The organism is Mesorhizobium sp. WSM1343 (genome assembly GCF_055901535.1).
Genome location: NZ_CM148370.1, coordinates 306882 through 328357 on the forward strand (window position 1 = coordinate 306882; position 21476 = coordinate 328357).

The 21476-nt window shown below is 64.2% G+C and carries 18 protein-coding genes; 6 read left to right on the top strand and 12 right to left on the bottom strand.

All coding sequences use genetic code 11. The annotated features are described in order from the left end of the window. Window positions 1-240 precede the first annotated feature (240 nt). From AC0NIL_RS01405 to AC0NIL_RS01430, 6 genes are all read left to right on the top strand, one after another. The gene (locus AC0NIL_RS01405; protein ID WP_024501867.1) at window positions 241-900 is read left to right on the top strand and encodes a TetR/AcrR family transcriptional regulator; all 660 of its coding nucleotides are present in this window, start codon (window positions 241-243) and stop codon (window positions 898-900) included. 212 nt (window positions 901-1112) lie between these two features. Beyond that, window positions 1113-3524, top strand: coding sequence for a GcvT family protein (locus AC0NIL_RS01410; protein ID WP_473573871.1), 2412 nt, complete (start codon window positions 1113-1115; stop codon window positions 3522-3524). A gap of 82 nt (window positions 3525-3606) precedes the next feature. Continuing rightward, window positions 3607-4860 (top strand): sarcosine oxidase subunit beta family protein, encoded by a 1254-nt coding sequence (locus AC0NIL_RS01415; RefSeq protein ID WP_473573872.1) that lies wholly within the window; start codon window positions 3607-3609, stop codon window positions 4858-4860. 70 nt (window positions 4861-4930) lie between these two features. Beyond that, window positions 4931-5197 (top strand): sarcosine oxidase subunit delta family protein, encoded by a 267-nt coding sequence (locus AC0NIL_RS01420; RefSeq protein WP_473573873.1) that lies wholly within the window; start codon window positions 4931-4933, stop codon window positions 5195-5197. Further along, complete coding sequence (locus AC0NIL_RS01425; RefSeq protein ID WP_473573874.1) at window positions 5194-8070, top strand: sarcosine oxidase subunit alpha family protein; 2877 nt, start codon at window positions 5194-5196, stop codon at window positions 8068-8070. The genes AC0NIL_RS01420 and AC0NIL_RS01425 overlap by 4 nt, the downstream gene beginning before the upstream one ends. Further along, window positions 8063-8602 carry a hypothetical protein gene (locus AC0NIL_RS01430; RefSeq protein WP_063171072.1) on the top strand — a complete coding sequence of 180 codons (540 nt, stop codon included), beginning with the start codon at window positions 8063-8065 and terminating at the stop codon, window positions 8600-8602. Before AC0NIL_RS01425 ends, AC0NIL_RS01430 begins: the two co-directional genes overlap by 8 nt. Window positions 8603-8616: 14 nt before the next feature. On the opposite strand, the gene AC0NIL_RS01435 is transcribed toward AC0NIL_RS01430, so the two are convergent. From AC0NIL_RS01435 to AC0NIL_RS01490, 12 genes are all read right to left on the bottom strand, one after another. Continuing rightward, a complete protein-coding gene (locus AC0NIL_RS01435; protein ID WP_063169862.1) occupies window positions 8617-9102 on the bottom strand; it encodes a hypothetical protein in 486 nt (161 codons plus the stop codon). 118 nt (window positions 9103-9220) lie between these two features. Continuing rightward, complete coding sequence (gene msuE / locus AC0NIL_RS01440) at window positions 9221-9781, bottom strand: FMN reductase (RefSeq protein WP_064992932.1); 561 nt, start codon at window positions 9779-9781, stop codon at window positions 9221-9223. A 64-nt stretch (window positions 9782-9845) separates the two neighbouring features. Further along, window positions 9846-11093 carry an SfnB family sulfur acquisition oxidoreductase gene (locus tag AC0NIL_RS01445; protein ID WP_064992931.1) on the bottom strand — a complete coding sequence of 416 codons (1248 nt, stop codon included), beginning with the start codon at window positions 11091-11093 and terminating at the stop codon, window positions 9846-9848. 24 nt (window positions 11094-11117) lie between these two features. Further along, window positions 11118-11924 (bottom strand): ABC transporter ATP-binding protein, encoded by an 807-nt coding sequence (locus tag AC0NIL_RS01450; RefSeq protein WP_275954177.1) that lies wholly within the window; start codon window positions 11922-11924, stop codon window positions 11118-11120. Window positions 11925-12003: 79 nt separating this feature from the next. Next, window positions 12004-13341 (bottom strand): ABC transporter substrate-binding protein, encoded by a 1338-nt coding sequence (locus tag AC0NIL_RS01455; RefSeq protein ID WP_275954178.1) that lies wholly within the window; start codon window positions 13339-13341, stop codon window positions 12004-12006. A 64-nt stretch (window positions 13342-13405) separates the two neighbouring features. Then, a complete protein-coding gene (locus AC0NIL_RS01460; RefSeq protein WP_275954179.1) occupies window positions 13406-14446 on the bottom strand; it encodes a branched-chain amino acid ABC transporter permease in 1041 nt (346 codons plus the stop codon). Between the two features lie 3 nt (window positions 14447-14449). Continuing rightward, window positions 14450-15349, bottom strand: a complete 900-nt coding sequence (locus AC0NIL_RS01465; protein WP_032898718.1) for a branched-chain amino acid ABC transporter permease — start codon at window positions 15347-15349, stop codon at window positions 14450-14452. Next, the gene (locus AC0NIL_RS01470; RefSeq protein WP_275954181.1) at window positions 15346-16281 is read right to left on the bottom strand and encodes an ABC transporter ATP-binding protein; all 936 of its coding nucleotides are present in this window, start codon (window positions 16279-16281) and stop codon (window positions 15346-15348) included. Before AC0NIL_RS01470 ends, AC0NIL_RS01465 begins: the two co-directional genes overlap by 4 nt. A 112-nt stretch (window positions 16282-16393) precedes the next feature. After that, a complete protein-coding gene (sfnG, locus tag AC0NIL_RS01475) occupies window positions 16394-17494 on the bottom strand; it encodes a dimethylsulfone monooxygenase SfnG (RefSeq protein WP_013528160.1) in 1101 nt (366 codons plus the stop codon). 161 nt (window positions 17495-17655) lie between these two features. Beyond that, complete coding sequence (locus AC0NIL_RS01480) at window positions 17656-19116, bottom strand: FAD/NAD(P)-binding protein (RefSeq protein ID WP_275954182.1); 1461 nt, start codon at window positions 19114-19116, stop codon at window positions 17656-17658. After that, on the bottom strand, window positions 19113-20285 hold the full coding sequence (gene ssuD / locus AC0NIL_RS01485) for an FMNH2-dependent alkanesulfonate monooxygenase (protein WP_063171063.1): 1173 nt from the start codon (window positions 20283-20285) through the stop codon (window positions 19113-19115). The genes AC0NIL_RS01480 and ssuD overlap by 4 nt, the downstream gene beginning before the upstream one ends. 240 nt (window positions 20286-20525) lie before the next feature. Then, entirely contained in the window at window positions 20526-21464 is a 939-nt protein-coding gene (locus tag AC0NIL_RS01490; RefSeq protein ID WP_275954183.1) for a sugar ABC transporter substrate-binding protein, read from the bottom strand. Window positions 21465-21476: the final 12 nt, after the last annotated feature.

The window sequence follows — 21476 nt, forward strand, 5'->3', positions numbered from 1 at the left end:
GGCATCTGTCTGAACTGGTATTTGCCAGACAATTGCCTCGCGGGAAAGCAAACAGTGAACCGCCGGCCGCGACAAAAATCCCCGTGCCTGCGCCGCGCGGATGGCGGGCGACGACGATTCCCCATCGAGCCTCGATGCAGCCAACCTCCATCGTGCATCAATCGGCTTGGGCCGATTCATTCTGTACACTTATGTCCATAGCCTTGATTTGCCTGAGGCAGCATGTCATGCGTCGTGTCGATGGCAGCTCTCGAAACGACGATTCAGCGCGCCGGCGCCACCGGCAACATCAAGGCCACTCGCGAAGACTGGCTGAAGCTTGCGCTTGAAACGTTGATCTCTGACGGAGTCGAACGCGTCCGCGTGCTGACGCTTGGCCAGAAGCTCGATGTGTCGCGCTCCAGCTTCTACTGGTATTTCAAGAGCCGGCAGGATCTGCTCGATCAGTTGCTGGATTACTGGCGGCAGACGAATACCAAATTCATCGTGGAACGCGCCAGGCGGCCTTCCGCCACCGTCATACGCGGGGTGATGAGCATTTTCGAATGCTGGGTGGACGAAAGGCTGTTCGACCCCCAGCTGGATTTCGCGATCAGGGCCTGGGCCCGTCGCTCGCCCGCCATCAGGCGCGCGTTAGACGAGGCCGACGAGGAGCGTGTCAACGCCATACGCGACATGTTCATGCGTCACGGCTACGACGAGGAGGATGCCTTCGTGCGGGCCCGCGTGCTGTATTTCATGCAGATCGGCTATTACTCGCTTGAGCTCAACGAGCCGATGAGCAGCCGCCTGCCTCACGTCGCCGGTTATCTGCGCAGCTTCACCGGCCAGGAGCCTCCGGCGGAGGATGTCGAGGACTTCTCGCGCTATGTCGAGAAGACGCTTTCGCGCAACCGATAGTACGGCCCGCCCGGTCGCCGCGGCCTGACGATTTCGCTTCGCGCATCGGCCCAATAGCAAGCACGGTTGCTGCCGACAGCAGCAGAGGAGCCCTCTGCCGTATGGGCGCAGAGCGGCGTCATGGGGCGCTCATTCCGCTGTTCGCCAAGCTCTAGACACATATGTACAATACCGATAGGGTACTCCACACTGGCTGGGTGGAGTGCGACAGGATGAAATCCCAATATCGGGCGATCGTCATCGGCGGCGGCGTGGTTGGAGCCTCGGTGCTCTATCACCTGGCGAAGTTCGGCTGGAGCGACGTCGCGCTGATCGAACGCGAGGTGCTGACCGCAGGGTCGAGTTGGCATGCGGCCGGCGGGTTCCATGCGCTGAACGCCGATCCCAACATCGCCGCCCTGCAGGCCTACACGATCGACCTGCTCTCCGAGGTCGAGAAGGAATCGGGCCAGAGCATCGGCATGCACATGACCGGCGGTATTTCGGTCGCCTCCGCGCCGGAGCGCTGGGAATGGCTCAAGGCTTCCTACCGCATCTTCCAGACCATGGGCATCGACGATGTCCACCTGGTCGGAGTCGATGAGATCAAGCAGCGCTGCCCGATCCTCAACACCGACGGCATGCTGGGTGGACTCTATGCCGCGCGCGAAGGCCATATCGATCCCTCGGGCGTCGTGCACGCCTATGCCAAGGCAGCCAGGCTGCGCGGCGCCGATATCATCGAGCACAACCGCGTGCTGGCACTCAACCGCCGCGCGGACGGCGGCTGGGACGTAGTCACCGAGAAGGGCACGGTGATTGCCGAACACGTCGTCAATGCCGGCGGGCTGTGGGCCAAGCAGGTCGGCCGGATGGCCGGCATCGACCTGCCGGTGTCGCCGATGGAGCACCATTATCTCGTCACCGAGGCGCTGCCCGAAATCCAGGCGCTGGACAGGGAATTGCCGCTGATCGTCGATCTCGAAGGCTTCACCTACATGCGCCAGGAACAGAAAGGCCTGCTGCTCGGCATCTACGAGATCAACCACAAGCACTGGAACATGGATGGGGCGCCGTGGGATTACGGCATTGAACTGATCCAGGAAGACACCGACCGCATCGCCGACGAGTTGGCCCTCGGCTTCAGCCGATACCCCTGCCTGGAGAATGCCGGCATCAAGCGCTGGGTGAACGGCGCCTTCACCTTCTCGCCGGACGGCAATCCGCTGGTCGGCCCGGTGCGCGGGGTTCCCAACTACTGGGTGGCGTGCGGCGTCATGGCCGGTTTCCTGCAAGGCGGCGGGGTCGGCAAGTCGCTTGCCGAATGGATGATCCATGGCGAGCCGGAAGCCGATGTCTACGGCATGGACATCGCCCGCTATGGCGATTTCGCCTCCAACCGCGAATACATCAGGCAGACCACCGGGCAGTTCTATTCGCGCCGCTTTGTCATGAGCTATCCCAACGAGCAGTTGCCGGCGGGGCGGCCCTTGAAGACAGCCGGCGCGCATGACGCGATGGATGCCGCCGGCGCGCGCTGGGGCAATTCATGGGGCATGGAAGTGCCGCTCTATTTCGCGCCGCATGGCTTCGTCGAGACACCGACGCTGAAGCGCTCCAACGCCTTCGACATCGTCGCACAGGAATGCCGCAACGTGCGCGAGGGCGTCGGTCTGCTCGATATCACTGCCTTCTCGCGCTACGAAATCGCCGGGCCGCAGGCGGAAGCTTGGCTCGACCGGTTGCTTGCCTGTGCGCTGCCCAAGCCGGGTCGCGCCAAGCTCGCGCCCATGCTCGGCGAAAACGGCAAGCTCAAGGGCGACCTCACCGTCTTCAACTGGGGCGATGGCTCCTGGTGGATCATGGGATCCTACTATCTGCGGCAGTGGCATATGCGCTGGTTCGAGCAGCATATGAGCGACGGCGTCACCGTCCGCGACATTTCAGACGCGGTCGTCGGTTTCTCGCTGGCTGGTCCCAATGCGCGAATGTTGCTTGAGCGCCTCACACATCAGGACGTTTCGCACGAGGCCTTTGGCTTTCTAGCCTGCAAGACATTGGATGTCGGGCTGGTGCGGGCCAAGGTCGGGCGGCTCTCGGTCATCGGCGAACTCGGCTACGAGATCCATTGTCAGGCCAATGAGCACGCGGGCCTGCGCCGCGCTCTGCTGACGGCAGGCAAGTATCTGGGCGTGAGCGAATACGGCTTCGGCGCGGTCAATTCGCTGCGGCTCGAAAAGAGCTTTGGTATCTGGTCGCGCGAGTTCACGCAGGACTATACGCCCGATGAGACCGGGATGGACCGCTGGATCGCTTTCGACAAGGGCGATTTCATCGGCCGCGAGGCGGCCCGGAAGGAGCTGAAGGCTTCATCGAGGCGCACGCTGGTGACGCTCGAAATCGACGCGGTGGACGCCGATGCCAGCGGTTACGAGCCGGTCTGGTATAGAGGCAAGCTTGCTGGCTTCGTCACCTCGGGCGGCTACGGCCATACGGTCGGCAAGAGCCTCGCCATGGCGCTGGTCGAGCGCGAGGTGGCTGATATCGATACGCAGTTGACAACCCACATCGTCGGCGTCGAAAGAGGTGCGCGCGTCATCGCCTCGTCGCCATACGATCCACTGGGCAAGGCGATGCGGGCATGACCGATCGAACCGGTGACGTCGGTGCGGAAGACCATGCGATGATCCACGTTTCTTTCCGAACATCAGGCCTGTCCGGCACGTCATGACCACACGCTATTCCGCCCTGTCGCTGTTCAAGGAGGGCCTGGCCGGCCAAACCGGCTGGCAACCGGCGTGGCGCTCGCCCGAGCCGAAACTGTCCTATGATGTGATCGTCATCGGTGGCGGCGGCCATGGGCTGGCAACGGCCTATTACCTGGCCAAGAACCACAACATCACCAGGGTAGCGGTGCTGGAAAAAGGCTGGATCGGCGGCGGCAACACCGGCCGCAACACCACCGTGGTGCGCTCCAACTACTATTATCCGGAGAGCGTCGAGCTCTACGGGCTGGCGCACCGGCTCTATGAGGGATTGTCGAAAGAGCTCAACTACAACGTCATGCTGTCGCAACGCGGCATGGTCAATCTCTGCCACTCGACCGGCGAGATGGAGATCGGCGCCCGCACCGTCAACGCCATGCAGATCAACGGCATTGATGCGGAGCTGTTTTCGCCTGACGATGTGCGCCGGGTGGCGCCGATCTACAATTTTTCACCGGACGCACGCTTCCCGGTGTTCGGCGGTATCTGGCAAGGCAGGGCCGGAACGGCACGCCATGACGCGGTCGCCTGGGGCTATGCGCGGGCCGCAAGCCGACTCGGCGTCGACATCATCCAGAACTGCGAGATCACCGATTTCATCATCGAGGGCGGCCGCTGCCGTGGCGTCCAGACCTCGCGTGGCGCGATCCGTGCCGAGCGTATCGGCATGGCGGTGGCCGGGCATTCTTCGGTGCTGGCGGCCAAGGCCGGCTTCCGCCTGCCGATCAATTCCTATGCGCTGCAGGCCTGCGTGTCCGAACCGGTCAAGCCGATCCTCGACACGGTGGTGCTGTCGCCCGGCTGCGGCGTCTATGTCAGCCAGTCGGACAAGGGCGAGATCGTCATCGGCGGCGGGCTCGACCGCATTCCTTCCTATGCGCAGCGCGGCAATCTGCCGGCGCTGGAGGGGGTGATCGCCGGCCTGCTGGAGATGTTCCCGATCTTCGGCCAGCTCAAGCTGATGCGGCAATGGGCTGGGATCGTCGATGTCGTGCCGGACTCCTCGCCGATCATCGGCCCCTCGCCGCTGCCCGGCCTGTTCCTCAATTGCGGCTGGGGCACGGGCGGCTTCAAGGCCATTCCCGCAGGCGGCACGCTGCTGGCGAACCTGCTGGCGACTGGCGAACACAACCACATCAGCCGTCCATTCGACCTTGATCGCTTCGCCAGCGGGCGGCTGATCGACGAAGCGGCCGGCTCCGGCATCGCGCACTGATGCATGTCGCCCAAAAGTGCGCAGCGGTTTTGGGAGAACGACATGCATAAAGACGAAGATTGAGGATCCTATGCAGCTCTTTCCTTGCCCATTCTGTGGTCCGCGCGACGAAACCGAATTCCACTATGGCGGCGATGCCGGCAACATCAGGCCGGATGGCGCCGATGTGCCGATCGATCGCTGGGCAAACTATCTCTATCTGCGCACCAATCCGAAAGGCACGGCGCGCGAGATCTGGGTTCACATGAACTGCGGCGAGTTCTTCGTAATGGAGCGCGACACCGTCACCCACAAGGTGCTGTCCTCGGCCGCACTCGGCGGGGAGCACGTCGCGTGACCGCCTCACGTCTTGCCACCGGCGGCAGCGCCATCGACCGCTCGCGCCCGATCCGCTTCAGCTTCGACGGAACCATCGTGCAAGGCTTTGCCGGTGACACCATCGCCTCGGCGCTGCTGGCGGGTGACGTCGCGGTCGTCGGCCGCAGCTTCAAATACCACCGGCCGCGCGGCATATGGGGCGCCGGCGTCGAGGAGCCAAATGCGCTGGTCGATCTCGGGGGCACGCGGGCAACGCCGAACACCCGCGCCACGACCGAGCCGGCGCGGGACGGACTGCTGGCGAAAAGCGTCAACGCCACGCCCAGCGCGCTGGCCGACCGCAACGCCTTCCTCGACCGTTTCGCGCGCTTCATTCCAGCGGCGTTCTACTACAAGACCTTCATGTGGCCGGACTGGCACAGGTTCGAGCCGCGCATCCGCGCCATGGCGGGATTGGGCACAGTCGACGCCGACTGGACCTCGCCCGGCAAGGCTGACCAGATCAACCATCATTGCGATGTGCTGGTTGTAGGCGCGGGACCGGCCGGGCTGGCGGCGGCAGGGCTGGCGTCCGGTGCTGGCCTGACCGTCGCACTGGTCGACGACCAGCAGAGTCCCGGCGGATCGCTCGGCCATCGTGCCGCGGAGATCGACGGCAAGCCGGCGGCCGTATGGGTCAAGGAGACGATTGCCGAGTTTGCCGCTGGCGGTCACCTCATCCTGCCTTCGACCACCGCCTTCGGCATTTACGACCACAATCTGGTCGGGCTGAACCAGCGTCATCTCGACGGCCGGCCGGATACGCTGTGGCGGGTCAGGCCGCGCCAGATCGTGCTGGCGACCGGCGCCATCGAGCGGCCGCTGCCTTTCGCCAACAACGATCTGCCGGGCATCATGTCGGCGGATGCGGCGTTCGCCTATCTCCGGCGCCACGCTGTGCTGGTCGGACGCCGCATCATCGTCGCCACCAACAATGACAGCGCCTATGAGGTGGCGGGGGCGCTTGCCGAGGTCGGCGCCGAAGTCAGGCTTGTCGATATCCGGCGTGACGGCACGCCTGCCGCGCCGGCCAATGTGCGCCTGATCAAAGGCCGTGCGCTGGCTTCCGCCAGCGGCAAGCTGCGCGTCGACGGCGTGACGCTCGACGACGGCACGAGGTTCGATGCCGATTGCGTTGTGGTCTCGGGCGGCTGGACACCGACCATTCATCTCTTCGGCCAGGCCAAGGGCAAGCTCGCCTGGAGCGATGCGCGCGCGGCCTTCCTGCCGGGCGAACCGGTCGGCGGTATCGTCGTGGTCGGCGCCGCAGCCGGCGCGGTCTCCTTATCGGAGGTGTTTGCCGGCGTGGAAAAGGCATTCGCCGGCAAGGAGAACGCGGCAACACCACGCAGCACCGGGCCGGAGGCGACGGACGGCATTCTCCCGGCCTGGCCGATGCCGGGCTCGAAAGGCCGCATCTGGATCGACTACCAGAACGACGTGACGGTGAAGGACGTCGAGCTGGCCGCACGCGAAAACTTCGTCTCGGTCGAACATCTGAAGCGCTACACCACGCTCGGCATGGCGACCGACCAGGGCAAGACCTCCAACCTGCCCGGGCTGGCGCTGATGGCAGGGATTACCGGCCGCACGGTGCCGGAGGTCGGCACCACCACCTACCGGCCGCCGTTCACGCCGGTGCCGCTGGCAAGCTTTGCCGGCGCGCGCGTCGGTGAATTGATGGCGCCGGTACGGCGACTGCCGCTCGAAAACGTCCATCGCGCCAGCGGCGCTGTCTTCCAGGAATATGGCGGCTGGCTGCGGCCTGCCCACTATGGCGGCAACGCGGACGCGGAACGTTCGATCGCGGACGAGGCGCGACGTGCGCGCCAGTCGGTCGCGCTGTTCGATGGTTCGACGCTCGGCAAGATCGAGGTGATCGGGCCGCAGGCGGCGGCGTTCGTCGATTTCCTCTACTACAACACCATGTCAACACTGAAACCGGGCCGCTGCCGCTATGGCTTCATGCTGTCTGAGAACGGCGTGGTCTTCGACGACGGCGTGCTGGTGCGGCTGGACGAGCATCGCTTCATCGTGTCGTGCTCGTCCTCGCATGTCGCCGCCGTCCATGCGCGGCTGGAGGAATGGCGCCAGGACCGTTTTGGCCGCAGCGCCGTTTACATCCACAACGCCACACCGGACATGGCGACACTGACCGTTTCGGGGCCAAATGCCCGCAAGCTGCTGGAAAAGCTGCATCTTGGCCTCTCGCTCGACGATGCCGACCTGCCGCATATGGCGATCGGTCATGGCACTTATGCCGGCGACGAAGTCCGCATCGCCCGCGTCAGTTTCACCGGCGACAGGAGCTACGAGATTTCGATCCGGGCCGACCACGCCGAGCCGCTATGGGCGCATCTGCGCGAGGCCGGCCAGGCGCTCGACCCCATCGTCATCGGCCTGGAGGCGCTGATGATCCTGCGTGCCGAAAAGGGTTTTATCGTCATCGGCAAGGACACCGACGGCACCACATTGCCGCATGATCTCGGCGTCCACGGTCCGCGGGCCAAACGCAAGACCGAGTTCGTCGGCCGACGCTCATTGTTCACCGATGAGGCGTCACGTGACAATCGCATGCAGCTTGTCGGGCTGGCAGTGCCGCAAGGCGAAGCACCGCTGCCGACCGGCGCGCATGGCATCAAACGGATCGACGGCAGATTGCGCAGCCAGGGCTTTGTCACCTCGAGCTACCAGAGCCCGACGCTTGGCCGCCCGGTTGCGCTTGGGCTGATAGAGCGCGGCGCGACGCGGCACGGCGAGACGATCGACATCCAGCATCTCGGCAAGATCAGCAAGGCGACAATTACCGCCCCTTGCGCCTTCGACCCGGCAGGAGACCGGCTGCATGCGTGATCTCGCGGAAAAATGGTCCGTTGCACCGGACTGGCAGGGTGCGGTCATCGCCACGCCGGGCCTTGCGATACGAGCAGTCCTCGACCTCTCCCAGTTGCTGGTCAGCGGCGATCTCGACGCATGGGCGCGAGTATCTGGCGTGGACCGCACTGGTGTCGGAGCCTTTGGCACCGCACAAGGTGACCGCTATGCGGCACGACTGGCGCGCGACCGGCTGCTGGTCGTCTCGAACAGCCCGCTTGCCATCGCCTCGGGCTGGCACACAGACGGGTTCGCGGTGACGGCGATCAGCGCCGGGTTGCAAATGTTCGAGGCCGAGGGCACGGCGCTCGACGCTTTCATCGCGCGTGGAACGACGCTCGATCCCAGCCAAGCGAGCGCCAGTGCAGCGCTGTCCTTCGCCGACATCAGCGCCGTCGTCTATCGCCATGACGCCAAGCTGCGCATCCATGTCGATCGCGGTCTTGCCGCCTATCTCTGGACATGGATGGAAATTGCCGCCGGCAACATCGCCGCAGGATCAGCGAAGTAGCCGGTTACGGCTGGTCAGAGTGTGAACGACCAGAACAGGCAGGCCAGCGTCGCAGCGGCAAAGACGACGAAGAACAGGCTGCGCAGCAGCACGTTGCGGCGCAGCTCGTTCATGACAAAGTGACAACCGACGATCGCCGCGGCAAACAGGAACCGCCAGTTCAGCAATGTCCACACGGCGCTGCCCTGCCCGAACGCCCATCTGGCGACCATACAGCCGACGATGGTCGCAAACAGTGCGATCACGGTCCAGAAAAGGGCATCGGCGGCATGGGTCAGGACGATACCGGCCGCCCTTATCGGCAGGATCATCATCAGCATCGCGCTGAAGAAATAGACGGCGGCAATCGGGATGAACACGCCGGCGTCGGCAATGCCGTCAAGGCGCCTGACGCCGATCGCGCCATAGGGATAGCCGTGCCTGGCGACAGCCAGGCTCAACGCCATGAGCAAGGCGGTCAGCACGGCGACCAATGCGAAGGATGTGAGGGCTTTGCTCATGACGTTCCTGTCCCAGACGAATCAGACAGGAACGGTTTTAGCGGTCGGTCGTAAATTGCGCGTAAGCGGGGGCGCTGCCCTCACGGATTTCGTTCAGTTCAATCTGGCTGACGACAGGCTATTCAGCGGCGATCCGGCCTGCCGAACGATTGGCCAGCACAAAGCCGACCTCGTCGACCGCCTGCGCCGCACGCTTAAGGATCGCCTCGGAGCGCAGTACGCCGTCGGTGAAATCCTTGTCGGTGGCGTAGACGGCGGTGGGCAGCGCAAAGGCCTCGAAGAAGCCGAACAGCGGCCGCAGCTGATGCTCGACGATCAAGGCATGGCGCTCGCCACCGCCGGTCGCCGTCAGCACGATGGGCTTTCCCCGCAATGCCGCCGGATCGATCAGGTCGAAGAAATGCTTGAAAAGGCCGGTATAGCTGCCCTTGTAGGTCGGCGAGCCCACGACAAGCACGTCGGCGGCGAGGATTTGTTCCAGGATCGCGTGCGCCTGGCCGTCGAGATCGCGGGCCCATTTCGCCGTTCCCAGCGTCGGGCCGAGGTCCTCGATATCATAGGTGCTCGCCGACAGGCCGTGGCTGGCGGCAATGTCCCTGGTGACCAGATCGACGAAGGCGCGCGTCTTTGACGGCCTGGTGATGTTGCCGGAAAAGCCGACGACTGTTGGGTTTGACATGGCAGTGGGCCTCTTGAATGGTCGAAGGTTTGACGTGGCAGGCCGCCAGCCCGCCGGTGGAAAATCAGCTCCAGGCGTGCAGCGGCGGGTTTTCGCCGTTGAGGAAATATTTGCCGAGGATCGAGTATTTCCAGCGCACCGGATCGTGCAGCGTGTGCGTGCGAGCGTTGCGCCAATGCCGGTCGAGATTGTGCTCGGCCAGGGTTGAGCGGGTCCCTGCCAGTTCGAACAGCTTGTTGGTGGCGGCGATGGCGATCTCTGTCGACAAGATCTTGGCTTCAGCAGTGACGATCTGGGCGTGCGCCACCGTCTCGGCTGTCGGCTCGGCCACTGCCCGGTCGATTGCATGACCGGCCTTTTCGAGCAGCGCCTGCGCCGCGTGCAGGCGCAGCGTCAGGTCGCCGATGGCCTGAATAGTGTAGGGATCGTCCCAGGCGTTGTCGACGCCGCTGTCGATCCAGGCGCGGCTTTTGGTCCTGACGAAATCGACCGTCTCGTCGATCGCCGCCTGGGCGATGCCGGTGTCCACGGCCACCTGGATGATCTGGAAGATGGCGCCGTCGGCGGTCGGTTTGTCGTAGCCCTTGTAGCCGGGTACCAGATGCGTCTTCGGCACCTTGACGTTGTCGATGATGACGGTGCCGGACAGGGTCGTGCGCTGGCCGAAGCTCGACCAGTCGTCGATGACGGTCAGGCCGGGTGCGCCGCGGTCGGCGATCGCATACCAGGCGCGGCCCTCGTCATCGAGCGCCACGATCGGCACCAGATGGGCGAGCAGCGCGCCGGACGAATAGAATTTCCGGCCGCTGACAACCACATGATCGCCGGCATCGGTGAAGCGGGTCTCGAAATCGGCGGCGCGCTTGGAACCGAACTCGGAAAAGGCGTTGCCGAACCGGGTGCCCTTCAGCGCTTCGGCGAACAGCAGCTTCTGCTGATCGGCGTCGGACACGGTGCGGACGGCGGCTACAACACCGAGATGATTCTGCGCAACCTGGCCAATCGAGGAATCCGCCGCCGAGATGATCTCGATCACCTTCGCCAGCGTCGCATAGGACACCTCCGGCCCACCGAATGCCTTGGGTACATTGATCGACCACAGGCCGCTTTGCGAAAAGGCATCGAGTTCGGCGACCGGCCAGATCCGTTCACGGTCGCGCCGGGAGGAGTCCTTGACGAATTCGGCGGCGAGCGCATGGGCAACCGCAATCGCCTCGGCGTCGTCCTTGATGATGTGCGCCGGGGCGGTCGGCCTTGCGACTGGCGGCACGGCGGCGGAAGCCTTGTCGGTCTTGACGGTCGAAACGGTCATTTCACTGCTCCTTGGGATTTCGATTCAGGCAACGGCGTGGAGATGGGCGGGCTTGGTGGCGGGTGACGCCTGTTGCCCGGGGTTCGATTGACCGAGATAGAAGGCCCTGATGTCCTCGCGCTGGCGAAGCTCGGGGGCCGCGCCGGCGAGAACGGAAACGCCGTTCTCCAGCACCGTGGCATGGTCGGCATATCGCAGCGCCACTGCGGAGTTCTGCTCGGCGACCAGGATGGATAGGCCAGTCTCGCGGTTGAGTTTTCTCAAGCTCTGGAAGATGTCCTGGACGATGATTGGCGCGAGCCCCATCGACGGTTCGTCCAGGACGAGCAGCCGCGGCCGCGACATCAGCGCCCTGCCGATGGCGGTCATCTGCTGTTCGCCGCCGGAAGTCAGGCCGGACAATGTCCGGCGTTTTTCCCGAAGCCTCGGGAAATAGCCGTAGATCCGTTCGAGATCCCCGTTGATCTCGGCGCGGCTGCCGCTGCGGCCGATGCCGCCGGCGATCAGATTCTCCTCGACGGTGAGGCTTTTGAAGCAGTGGCGGCCTTCCAGCACCTGAACCAGCCCGGCGCGCACCAGATCACCCGGTTTGCGGCGCGAGACATCAGAGCCCTCATAGCGGATGGTGCCGGCATTGACCTGGCCGCGTTCGGCCGGCAGCAGGTTGGAGACGGCCTTCAGCGTCGTGGTCTTGCCGGCACCATTGGCACCGAGCAATGCCAGTATCTGGCCGCGCCTGAGCTCGAAACTGACACCATGCAGCGCCGTGATGGCGTGGTTGTAGGTGGCATGGACCGTGTCCACAGCAAGAATGACGTCATCGTTCGGCATAGGCTGTTCTTTCGCGGTTCGAAAACCGAACAGGTCGGGCGCCACGGAAACTTGGTCCGCGACGCCCGGCACTGACTGATCAGTTGGTGGTCACAGCATTGGCATCGTCGGCGGTGCGCAGCTTGATGCCCTTCTCGGCGGCGTAGGCCTCGGCGGACTTCTCGATGATTGGCCGCAGAAGCGCCCAGTCCGGCGCGATCCAGTCGGAGACGACGTTCCACTTCTTGCCGTCCCACTGCTGGAAGGTCACGTAGCCTTCGCCTTCATGGTTGTCCCAGCTGACATTGATCGAGTGGAACAGGTCCTTGGCGCCGAGCGCCTCGACCTTGGCCGGATCAAGCTTGAGATGCTCGAAGCCCCAGCGGACCTCGTCGCCGGTCAGCGTGCGGTGGCCGAACTTCTCCTGCGCGACCCGGATCGCCTCGACATTGAGGATGCCGTTGACGATGCCGAGATTGTGGTAGACCGAGCCGATGCGCGCCTTGTCTTCAAGGTTACCCTTGCCGGCGCCGTAGACCGTCTTCACGATCTCCTGAACCACCGGGTAGGAGTTGCCGGAAGCCTGCGTGGTGATGGCGGTGTAACCCTTGGCGGCGTCGCCGGCAGGGATGACATCCTCTTCAGAATTCGACCAGACATTGCCGACGATGTGATCGACGGGATAGCCGACCTTGACCGCCGTCTTCAGCGCCACCGGGTTCATCACACCCCAGCCGCGCAGGACGACGAAATCCGGCTTGGCGCGGCGGATGGTCAGCCACTGCGACTGCTGCTCGTTGCCGGGATGCGGCACCTCGATCTGCTGCACGGTGAAGCCGTATTTCTGCGCCAGCAGCTCATAGATCGGGATGGTCTCCTTGCCGTAGGGCGAGCCGTGATAGAGCACGACGATCTTCTTGCCCTTCAGCTTGTCGATGCCGCCTTCCTTGGAGGCGATGTAGTTCACGATGCCTGATGTCTCGCTGTAGGGATTGAGCAGCAGCGGGAAGACGTAGGGGAAGACACGCCCGTCGGTGGAATCGGTGCGGCCGTGGTTGACGGTGATCAGCGGCACCTTGTCGGCGGTGATGCGGTCAATCATGGCATAGGCGATGCCGACCGAGAGCGGGTTCCAGGCGGCGGCGCCGGCATGGCTCTTCTGCCGCTCGTAGCATTCGACGCCGCGCTCGACCTCGTACTGGGTCTCGCATTCGCCCCAGGTCAGCTTGACGCCGTTGACGCCGCCGTCGCGGATGTTGATGAGGTTGAGATAGTCGATGAAGCCGCCGAAGAAGCCGGTGCCGCCGGCCGCGTAAGGCCCGACGCGATAGCTTTGCAGCGGGAAATATTGTTCGTCGGCGTGCGCGGCGGGCAAGGCCACCGACACGATCATCGCCGCGGACAACGCCGCCGCCTTGATTGTGCTGAGGAAAGTCATGGTCGAGGTACTCCCGGTATGGGCCGTCTTGTTCGGCCCCTTGTTCATTTTCGGATGCGTCAGCTCAGGTCGACTGCCAGGCGAACAGGAGCCGTCTTCGGACCCTGTCCCACAGCGCCACCAGCCCGTCGGGCTCAAGGATCAGAAACAGGATGATGAGCGCGCCCAGAACGATGCGCTGGCTCATGTCGAGCACGCCCGAATCGAAGAGATCGCCGAGCAGGAAGCCGCCGAGGCGCGACAGAGCGAGCGGGAAAACCACGATGAGGGCGGCGCCGAAAAACGCGCCGCGGATCGAAGCCAGCCCACCGATGGTGATGATGAACAGGACCTGGAACGACCGGTCGAGATCGAAGCCGTCCGGCTCGACGGTCCTCAGATAGGCGAAGGCCCAGATGACGCCTGCGACGCCGATGATGAAGGACGAGATGGCGAAGGCCAGCAGCTTGGTCCTCAGCACCGGAATGCCGATGATGCGGGCGGCGGTTTCATTGTCGCGGATGGCGATGAAGTTGCGCCCGGTCTGCGACGAGACCAGCCGATGGGCGAGGAAGGTCAGGACGGTGACGATTGTCAGCGCGAAGAGATAGCGACCGATGGCGCCGTCGAGCGCGAAACCTGAGATCGACAGTCTCGGCGCGTCGATGACGCCTGACGCCGAGTTGTTGGAGAACCAGCTGAACTTGGTCAGCGCCCATTGCACGAAGAACTGCGCGGCAAGCGTCGATACTGCGAGATAAAAACCCCTCAGCCGCAGGCTGGGCAGGCCGAAGACGATGCCGATCGCGGCGGCGACGATGCCGGCCAGGAAGATGCTGCCGATCAGCGGCAGGCGCTCGACGCGCAGGTTGAAATTATAGGCGGCGAAGGCGCCCGCCGCCATGAAGGCGGCACTGCCCAGCGAGACCTGGCCGGCATAGCCGGTGAGAATGTTCAAGCCCACGCCGGCGAGGCTGAGCGCCAGGAACGGCAGCAGGATGGCCTCGAACAGATAGCTTGAGCCGATCAGCGGCACGACACCATAGGCGAAGGCGAGCAGCAGGACCGGTACGACCCATTTCGGCAGCACCGGCGCGGCGACGAAATCGCTTGTTATCGCGGTCATTGTTCAGATCCTCTCAACGAGCTTCTGGCCGAACAGGCCGGAAGGGCGGATCAGCAGGAAGACGAGCGCGACGACATAGGCAAACCAGCTCTCGATGCCGCCGCCGAAATAATCGCCGATATAGACCTCGGCGAGCTTCTCACTGGCGCCGATCAGCAGCCCGCCGACGATGGCGCCGAGGATGGAATCGAAGCCGCCGAGCACCAGCACCGGCAGCGCCTTGAGCACCACCAGCGACAGCGAGAACTGCACGCCGAGGCGTGCGCCCCAGAGCAGTCCCGCCACCAGGGCGACAAGGCCGGCGGCAGCCCACACGGTGGCCCAGATCAAGGGCAGCCTGAGGCCGACCGCGAGGGCCGCAAACTGATCATCGGCAACGGCGCGGAAGGAGAGGCCGATGCGGGTGTAGCGGAAGAACAGCGACAGCAGGAGGACCATGCCGGCGGCAACCACCGCGGCAAAAATGTCGAACTGGCTGATCAGCACGCCGCCGATTTCCAGCGGCACGTCCTCGATGCCGAGATCGAGGCCATGGACCTGCGTGCCCCAGATCAGCTGGGCGGCGCCCTCGATGATGTAGGACAGGCCGAGCGTCGCCATGAACAGTGTGATCGGCGGCTTGTTGGTCAGTGGCCGCAGCACCGTGCGCTCGATGGCGACACCCATCGCCACCATGATGGCGAAGGTGACCGCCAGCGCCAGCGCGAACGGAATACCGCGCTCGACGAGGCTGACGAAGGTGAGTGCCGCAAACAGCAGCATCGCGCCTTGCGCGAAATTGAGCACGCCCGAGGTCTTGTAGATGAGCACGAAGCCGATCGCGACAAGCGAATACATGACGCCTGAGAGCAGGCCGCCGACGAGCACTTCGATGAAGAATTGGTAGTCGAAATCGGCGATCATATGCCTGCCCCGTCCTCATTGTCCGAGGCGACGCCGAGATAGGCATCGATGACGCGTTGGTCGTTCCTGACTTCATCGGGCGTGGCGTCGGCGATCTTGCGGCCGTAGTCGAGAACGGCGATGCGATCGGACAGACCCATGACGATGCCGACATCGTGCTCGATCAACACCGCGGTGGTGGCGAAACGATCGCGCGCGGCACGGACGAAAGACGCCATCTCGCTCTTTTCGCTCGCTGTCATGCCGGCCATCGGCTCGTCGAGCAAAAGCAGGCGCGGCTCGGCCACCAGCGCGCGGGCCAGTTCGACACGCTTCTGCAGCCCGTAAGGCAAGGTGCCGACAAGACGGTCGCGAATGGCGGTGAGATGGAGGAATTCGAGGATCTGTTCGGCACGGCTGCGTGAATCGCGCTGCTCGCCACGCGAGCGGCCGATGCCGAGCACCTGGCCGGCAAAGTTGGAGCGAACCTTGTAGGCAAGGCCAGAGGCGACATTGTCGAGGACGCTTAGGCCCTTGAACAGTGCGAGGTTCTGGAAGGTTCTGGCGACGCCGAGATGGGCCAGCCGCTGCGTCGGGACCTGGGCATAGGAGGTACCGTCGAGCTGGACATGGCCGCGATCCGGCCGGTAGACGCCGCTGATGACGTTGATCAGCGAACTCTTGCCGGCGCCATTCGGGCCGATGATGGCACGTATCTCGCCTTGGCGGACCGATAGGTCGACGTCCGCGAGTGCGACGACGCCGCCGAACGACAGGCTGATGCCCTGAAGCGAAAGCAATGCTGAGGCATCGCCGGCAACGGCCCCTGCCGGCTTGGCGACATTTTCGAACGACTGCTCCGGCCGTGGGCCTGACGGCAGGCCGCGCGCAAAGACCTCCGGTGCATAGGCGGAAGCCTCCATCACTCCGAGCGTATAACTGGGCAACGGCATTCCAATCGTCCTCGATTAGGCGCGCAAAATCCTGTTGCCGCCCGACGGATCAGCACGCCGGGCAAGCTTCATGTGTGCAGGCCGGCGCGTGTCCGGCGTGCCTATGGGGTGACTATTCCGCCGCCAGCGACGCCGCCGCCTCGGCGTCTTCCAGTTCGCGAACGAGCGGGATGACATGCTTGCCGAAATACTCTACCTCTTCCTGGAAGTGCAGGAAACCGAGCAGGATGAGATCCGCACCCGCGCGCTTCAGGTCGACGACGCGTTGAGCGACCTGCCTGGGGGTGCCGATCAGGTTCGAGCGGAAGCCGTCATTGTACTGGACCAGATCGTCGAAGGATGATTTCGCCCAATTGCCCTCACCTTCCGGCGAGGCCTTGCCGGCATTCTTGACCTCATGGCCAAAAGCATTGACCGCGTCGGGATTGGCCTCGGCGATGATTTCGGCGAGCACCGCCCTGGCCTCGTCCTCGGTCTCGCGAACGACCGCGAAGGCGTTGACGCCAACTTTGACGGAATGGTTATTGGCCTTCGCCTTGACCCTGATATCATCGACCTGCTTGGCGATCTCGGCCGGCGTGTTGCCGTTGGTGAAGTACCAGTCCGAGACGCGCGATGCCATGTCGCGCGCGGCGCGCGACGAGCCGCCTTGGAAGATTTCGGGTACTTGCGGCGGTTTCGGCTTCAGCGAATACTCATTGAAGCGGTAGAAATCGCCACGGAAGGTGAAGCTGTCTTCAGTCCATATTCCGCGCAGCGCACGGATGAATTCCTCCGAGCGGCGGTAGCGCTCGTCATGGTCGAGCCAATGCTCGCCGATGGCATGGAACTCGCCGCGGAACCAGCCGGAGACAAGGTTGATCGCGACGCGGCCGTTGGTCAGGTAGCTGATGGTGGCGATCTGCTTGGCCGCCAGCGCCGGGTTCCATGGTCCTGGCAGGATCGCCGCGATGACCTTGAGCGTCGTGGTCGCCGCCAGCAGATCATGGCTGAACGCCACCGATTCATGCTGTTCGTCGGCGCCGTAGCCGGCGGTGAAACGTATCTGGCTGAGCGCGTAGTCGAAGCCGGCCTTCTCGGCGATCTGCGCCAGCTTGCGATTGTACTCGGCAGAATGGTTGGTGCGCTGCTCGATGTTGGAAATCACCAGGCCGCCCGAAACATTCGGCACCCAGTAGGCGAATTTGATCGGATCGGCTTCTGCATGTGCCATGAACTGTCTCCCATTCAGGCCGTGTCGTTGATCGCTCCGGTCGCGCCGGCTCCGATATTTATTATGTTTATAGAATATATATACAAAGAAGGATTTTCCGTTTTTGGGGCGCTCTTGGGACGGAAATACCAATTTTCGCTGCCGAACCCGGCCCGCAGGTGTCAGCCCACGTGTGGACGGTGCGCGGCATTGGGGCCGATGGCCTGCGCTGACGGCAGCGTTACCAGCAGCTTGGCAATTTCAACCGCGACCGCCTGGGCATGGCGGGCGACTTCCGGCAGACCCATGAGCTCGCCGAAAGTCCCTCGTGCCAGCGGGCCGGCGACCAGGAGTGTCGCGACCGCCGCGCCGTCCCGGCCGATCGCGCGGCTGTCGAGACCTGTCTCGATGCCAAGCCCATATTGGTCCGTCCTGATCAAGCCGGCTTCCGCCAGCGAGCTTAGCGCCGGGTTCAGCTGCAGCGCCTGCCCATGGGCCGGACCGGTGGTGTTGATGACGGCAGCGAAGCGCATCGTCTCGATCCGGGTCTGCCCGCGCCGTTGAAAGCTGACAGCCAGGCTGCCGTCCTCGTCGTTCGACGCGACAAGCCTGGCGGCAATGGTGTCGACTGTACCGGCGGCATGACGCCGGTCGAGCACGGCGGCGACCTGCGGCGCGATCCTGAAGCGATGCACGTCCCAGAACACGCGCAGCTGGCGCACCAGCCTTGCCCGCTCCGGCGGCGCAAGTGCGGCCCACAGCACCGGCCCCTGGAGGCGCAGCTGATCGAAGACCGACTGCCAGTTGACGCTGGCGGCGCGCGCGGCCGCCAGCGTCGCGCGAATGGTCTTGAGCAGGCCGAGCGCCGTCGTGGCCGGCGCGGATGCAAAGTCGCCAAAAGGCTCGCCCCTGATATCCGGGTGGCCGCGCGAGCGCAGGCCGCGGCGCGACAGCGCGAGGATACGGCCGCGATGGCCACGGCGGTCGAGTTCGGCGACCATGTCGGCCGAGGTCAACCCGGAGCCGACGATCAGCACCGACGCCTCCGGCCCGATCCCTGAAAGCGCGGCGGAAGCGTACGGATCGGCGACGAAACCTGGCGCTTCCGTCAGCGAGGCCAGCGCGTTGGGAATGCCGGGCCGCGGATGCGTCGCTGCCAGGACGAGGATATCGGCGACGACCGGTCCGGCAGAGGTGTGCACGGTCCAGCCCGCGCCACTGGCATCGCGTGTCACGCGTGTGGCGGAACCTTCGACATGATGGACAAGGCCGGAACCGAGATACGGCGCCAGATGCTCGGCGACGTAGCGGCCGAACACGCGACGGCGCGGAAAAGCGTCGCCGTTCTTCCAGATGGCATCCGGGTCGTGTTCGAGTTCTCCGCTGCCAGCCAACCAGCGTGCAAAATGCTGCGGATCATCGGGAGCCATGCTCATCCTGACTGCGGGGACATTGACCCGGTGCGACGGTTCCGCGCTGGAATAGGCCACGCCGCCGCCGAGCGCTGGTCGCGGCTCGATGACGGAAATCGACAGGCACTCCGATTGAGGTGCCCGCGCCAGATGCCAGGCCACCGCCGCGCCGGAAAAGCCGCCGCCAAGGATGGCGACGCGCAACCGGCGGGCCGGAGGGAGCGCGTTCACGAGGCGCTGGCGAGCGATTTCGGCCGGTGGTCGCCGGCGATGGTCTCGCCGAACGGACCGGTGTTGACGGACGAGCCGGCGGCTTTTACCGGATGGTCGGTCGGCAGTTTCGGCAGCACCAGTTCGCCGAAGCGATAGGCTTCTTCCAGATGCGGATAGCCGGACAGGATGAAGGTATCGATGCCGAGGCGCCGGTACTCGTCGATACGCTCGGCGATCGTGTCGGGGTCGCCGACAAGGGCAGTACCGGCACCGCCGCGCACCAGGCCGACGCCGGCCCACAAATTGGGCGCGATCTCGAGCTTGGCACGATCGCCGCCATGCAATGCGCTCATCCGCGCCTGCCCGACCGAATCCATGCGCGCAAAGACTTTTTGGGCCGAGGCGATCGTCGTGTCGTCGAGGCGGCTGATCAGCCTGTCGGCAGCGGCCCAGGCCTGCTCGGTCGTCTCGCGGGCAATGACATGCAGCCTAATGCCGAAGGAGAGCTTGCGGCCGGCCTTCTGCGCCAGTTCACGCACGCTGTCCAGCTTGCGCCCGACATCGGCAGGCGGCTCGCCCCAGGTTAAATATTTGTCGATCTCCTGCGCCGCCACCACGGACCCAGCGTCGGACGAACCGCCGAAATACAGCGGCGGGTAAGGCGTCTGCACCGGCGGAAACAGCAGCCTTCCGTCCTCGATGTGGAAATGCTTGCCGTCATGCTCGACCGTCTCGCCGCTCAGCACCCGCTTGTATATGCGCAGGAACTCCTGCGTCACCTCATAGCGTTCGGCATGCGACAGGAAAATGCCGTCGCCCTTGTTCTCCAGCGGATCGCCGCCGGTGACGACGTTGATCAGCAGGCGGCCATTGGAGATGCGGTCCAGCGTCGCAGTCATGCGCGCGGCCAGCGTCGGCGACTGCAAACCGGGCCGCACAGCGACAAGGAAACGCAAGCGTTCGGTCATCGGCACAAGAGCCGATGCGATCACCCAGGAATCCTCGCACGAGCGGCCGGTCGGCAACAGCACGCCATAGTAGCCGAGCGTGTCGGCCGCCTTCGCCACTTGCGTCAGATAGGGCAGATCGACCGATCTGCCGCCCTCGGCCGTGCCGAGATAGCGGCTGTCGCCATGCGTCGGCAGAAACCAGAGCACCTTGATACGGTCGGGAATGTCCTTGCTCACGGCCTGTCTCCCGCTGCCCGACGGAGGCGGCCGGATATGCCTGCTTTGGTTGACGGCGAGCGCAAAAGGGTAGGCATGGCGTGGTCCTGTCCGGATGGAAACCAGATCGCCAGTGCAGATTACTTATTCTACAAACTCTGTAGAGTTAGTTTATTCCAATTCCGTTGCCGCTATTAGAATTTCTCCCCCAAGAAATCGGCGGCGAGGCCGACCCGAGTGCAGCGGGCCGGCCTTCCTGCATCAGAACGCTGGTTCGACCGCGTTGACGTTGTCCTTGGTGACGACGGTCAGCGGGATCGGCAGCCGGTCCTTGACCTCCTTGCCCTCGATGATCTCGGCCATCGTGTTGATCGCCAGGCGGCCATCCTCGACGGGCGACTGGACGATGGTCGAGTACATCTCATTGGTGCGGATCGATTCGAACGCATCCTTCTGGCCATTGATGCCGACGATCGGCGGTGCGGCCTTGGAGGGGTTCGCCTCTTTCCATGCGTCGATGAAGCCGCGGGCCATCGTGTCGTCATTGGCGTAGACACCGCTGATCTGGTCGCCGAAGCGCGTGATCAGATCGCGGCTCACCACCAGCGACTTTTGCTGGTCGAAATCGGCGTTGACCGTGTCGAGCACCTTGATGCCGGCATTGGTTTCCTTGAGACGGTCGGTGAAGCCGCTGACGCGGCCGATCGTGGTGCCGTTGCCGGCCTGGCCGGCGATGATGACGACGGAGCCCTTGCCGCCCAGCGCCTTGCTCAGCGAGTCCGCCGCCAGCTTGCCTTCCTCGTAGACATCAGGCCCGGTGAACGACTTGATGAACGGCTTGGCATCGTCGCTCATCGGCGAATTGATGAGGATCGCCGGAATGTTCGCCTGCTGCGCGCGCGCCAGCCCCGGTATGTATGCCTGCGGGTCGAGCGGCCACAGGATGATGCCGTCGACCTTGCGCGCAACGCAGGTGTTGAGCTGCTCGGTGCCTTTCTGGACATCAAAATCCTGGCTGAGGCTCAGGATCTCGATGCCGAGTTCCGCAGCGCGCGCCTGAAGCGCCTTGTTGGCCGGCGTCGCGTAGGCATGCGAATCCGCTGCCGTCACGTAGCAGACCGTCTTGGCGCTGGCCCAGCCCGTCGATGCCAGCACAGCCGCCATGGCGGCGACGTGAAGCATGCTTTTCTTGCCAATCATGTGTTTCCTCCC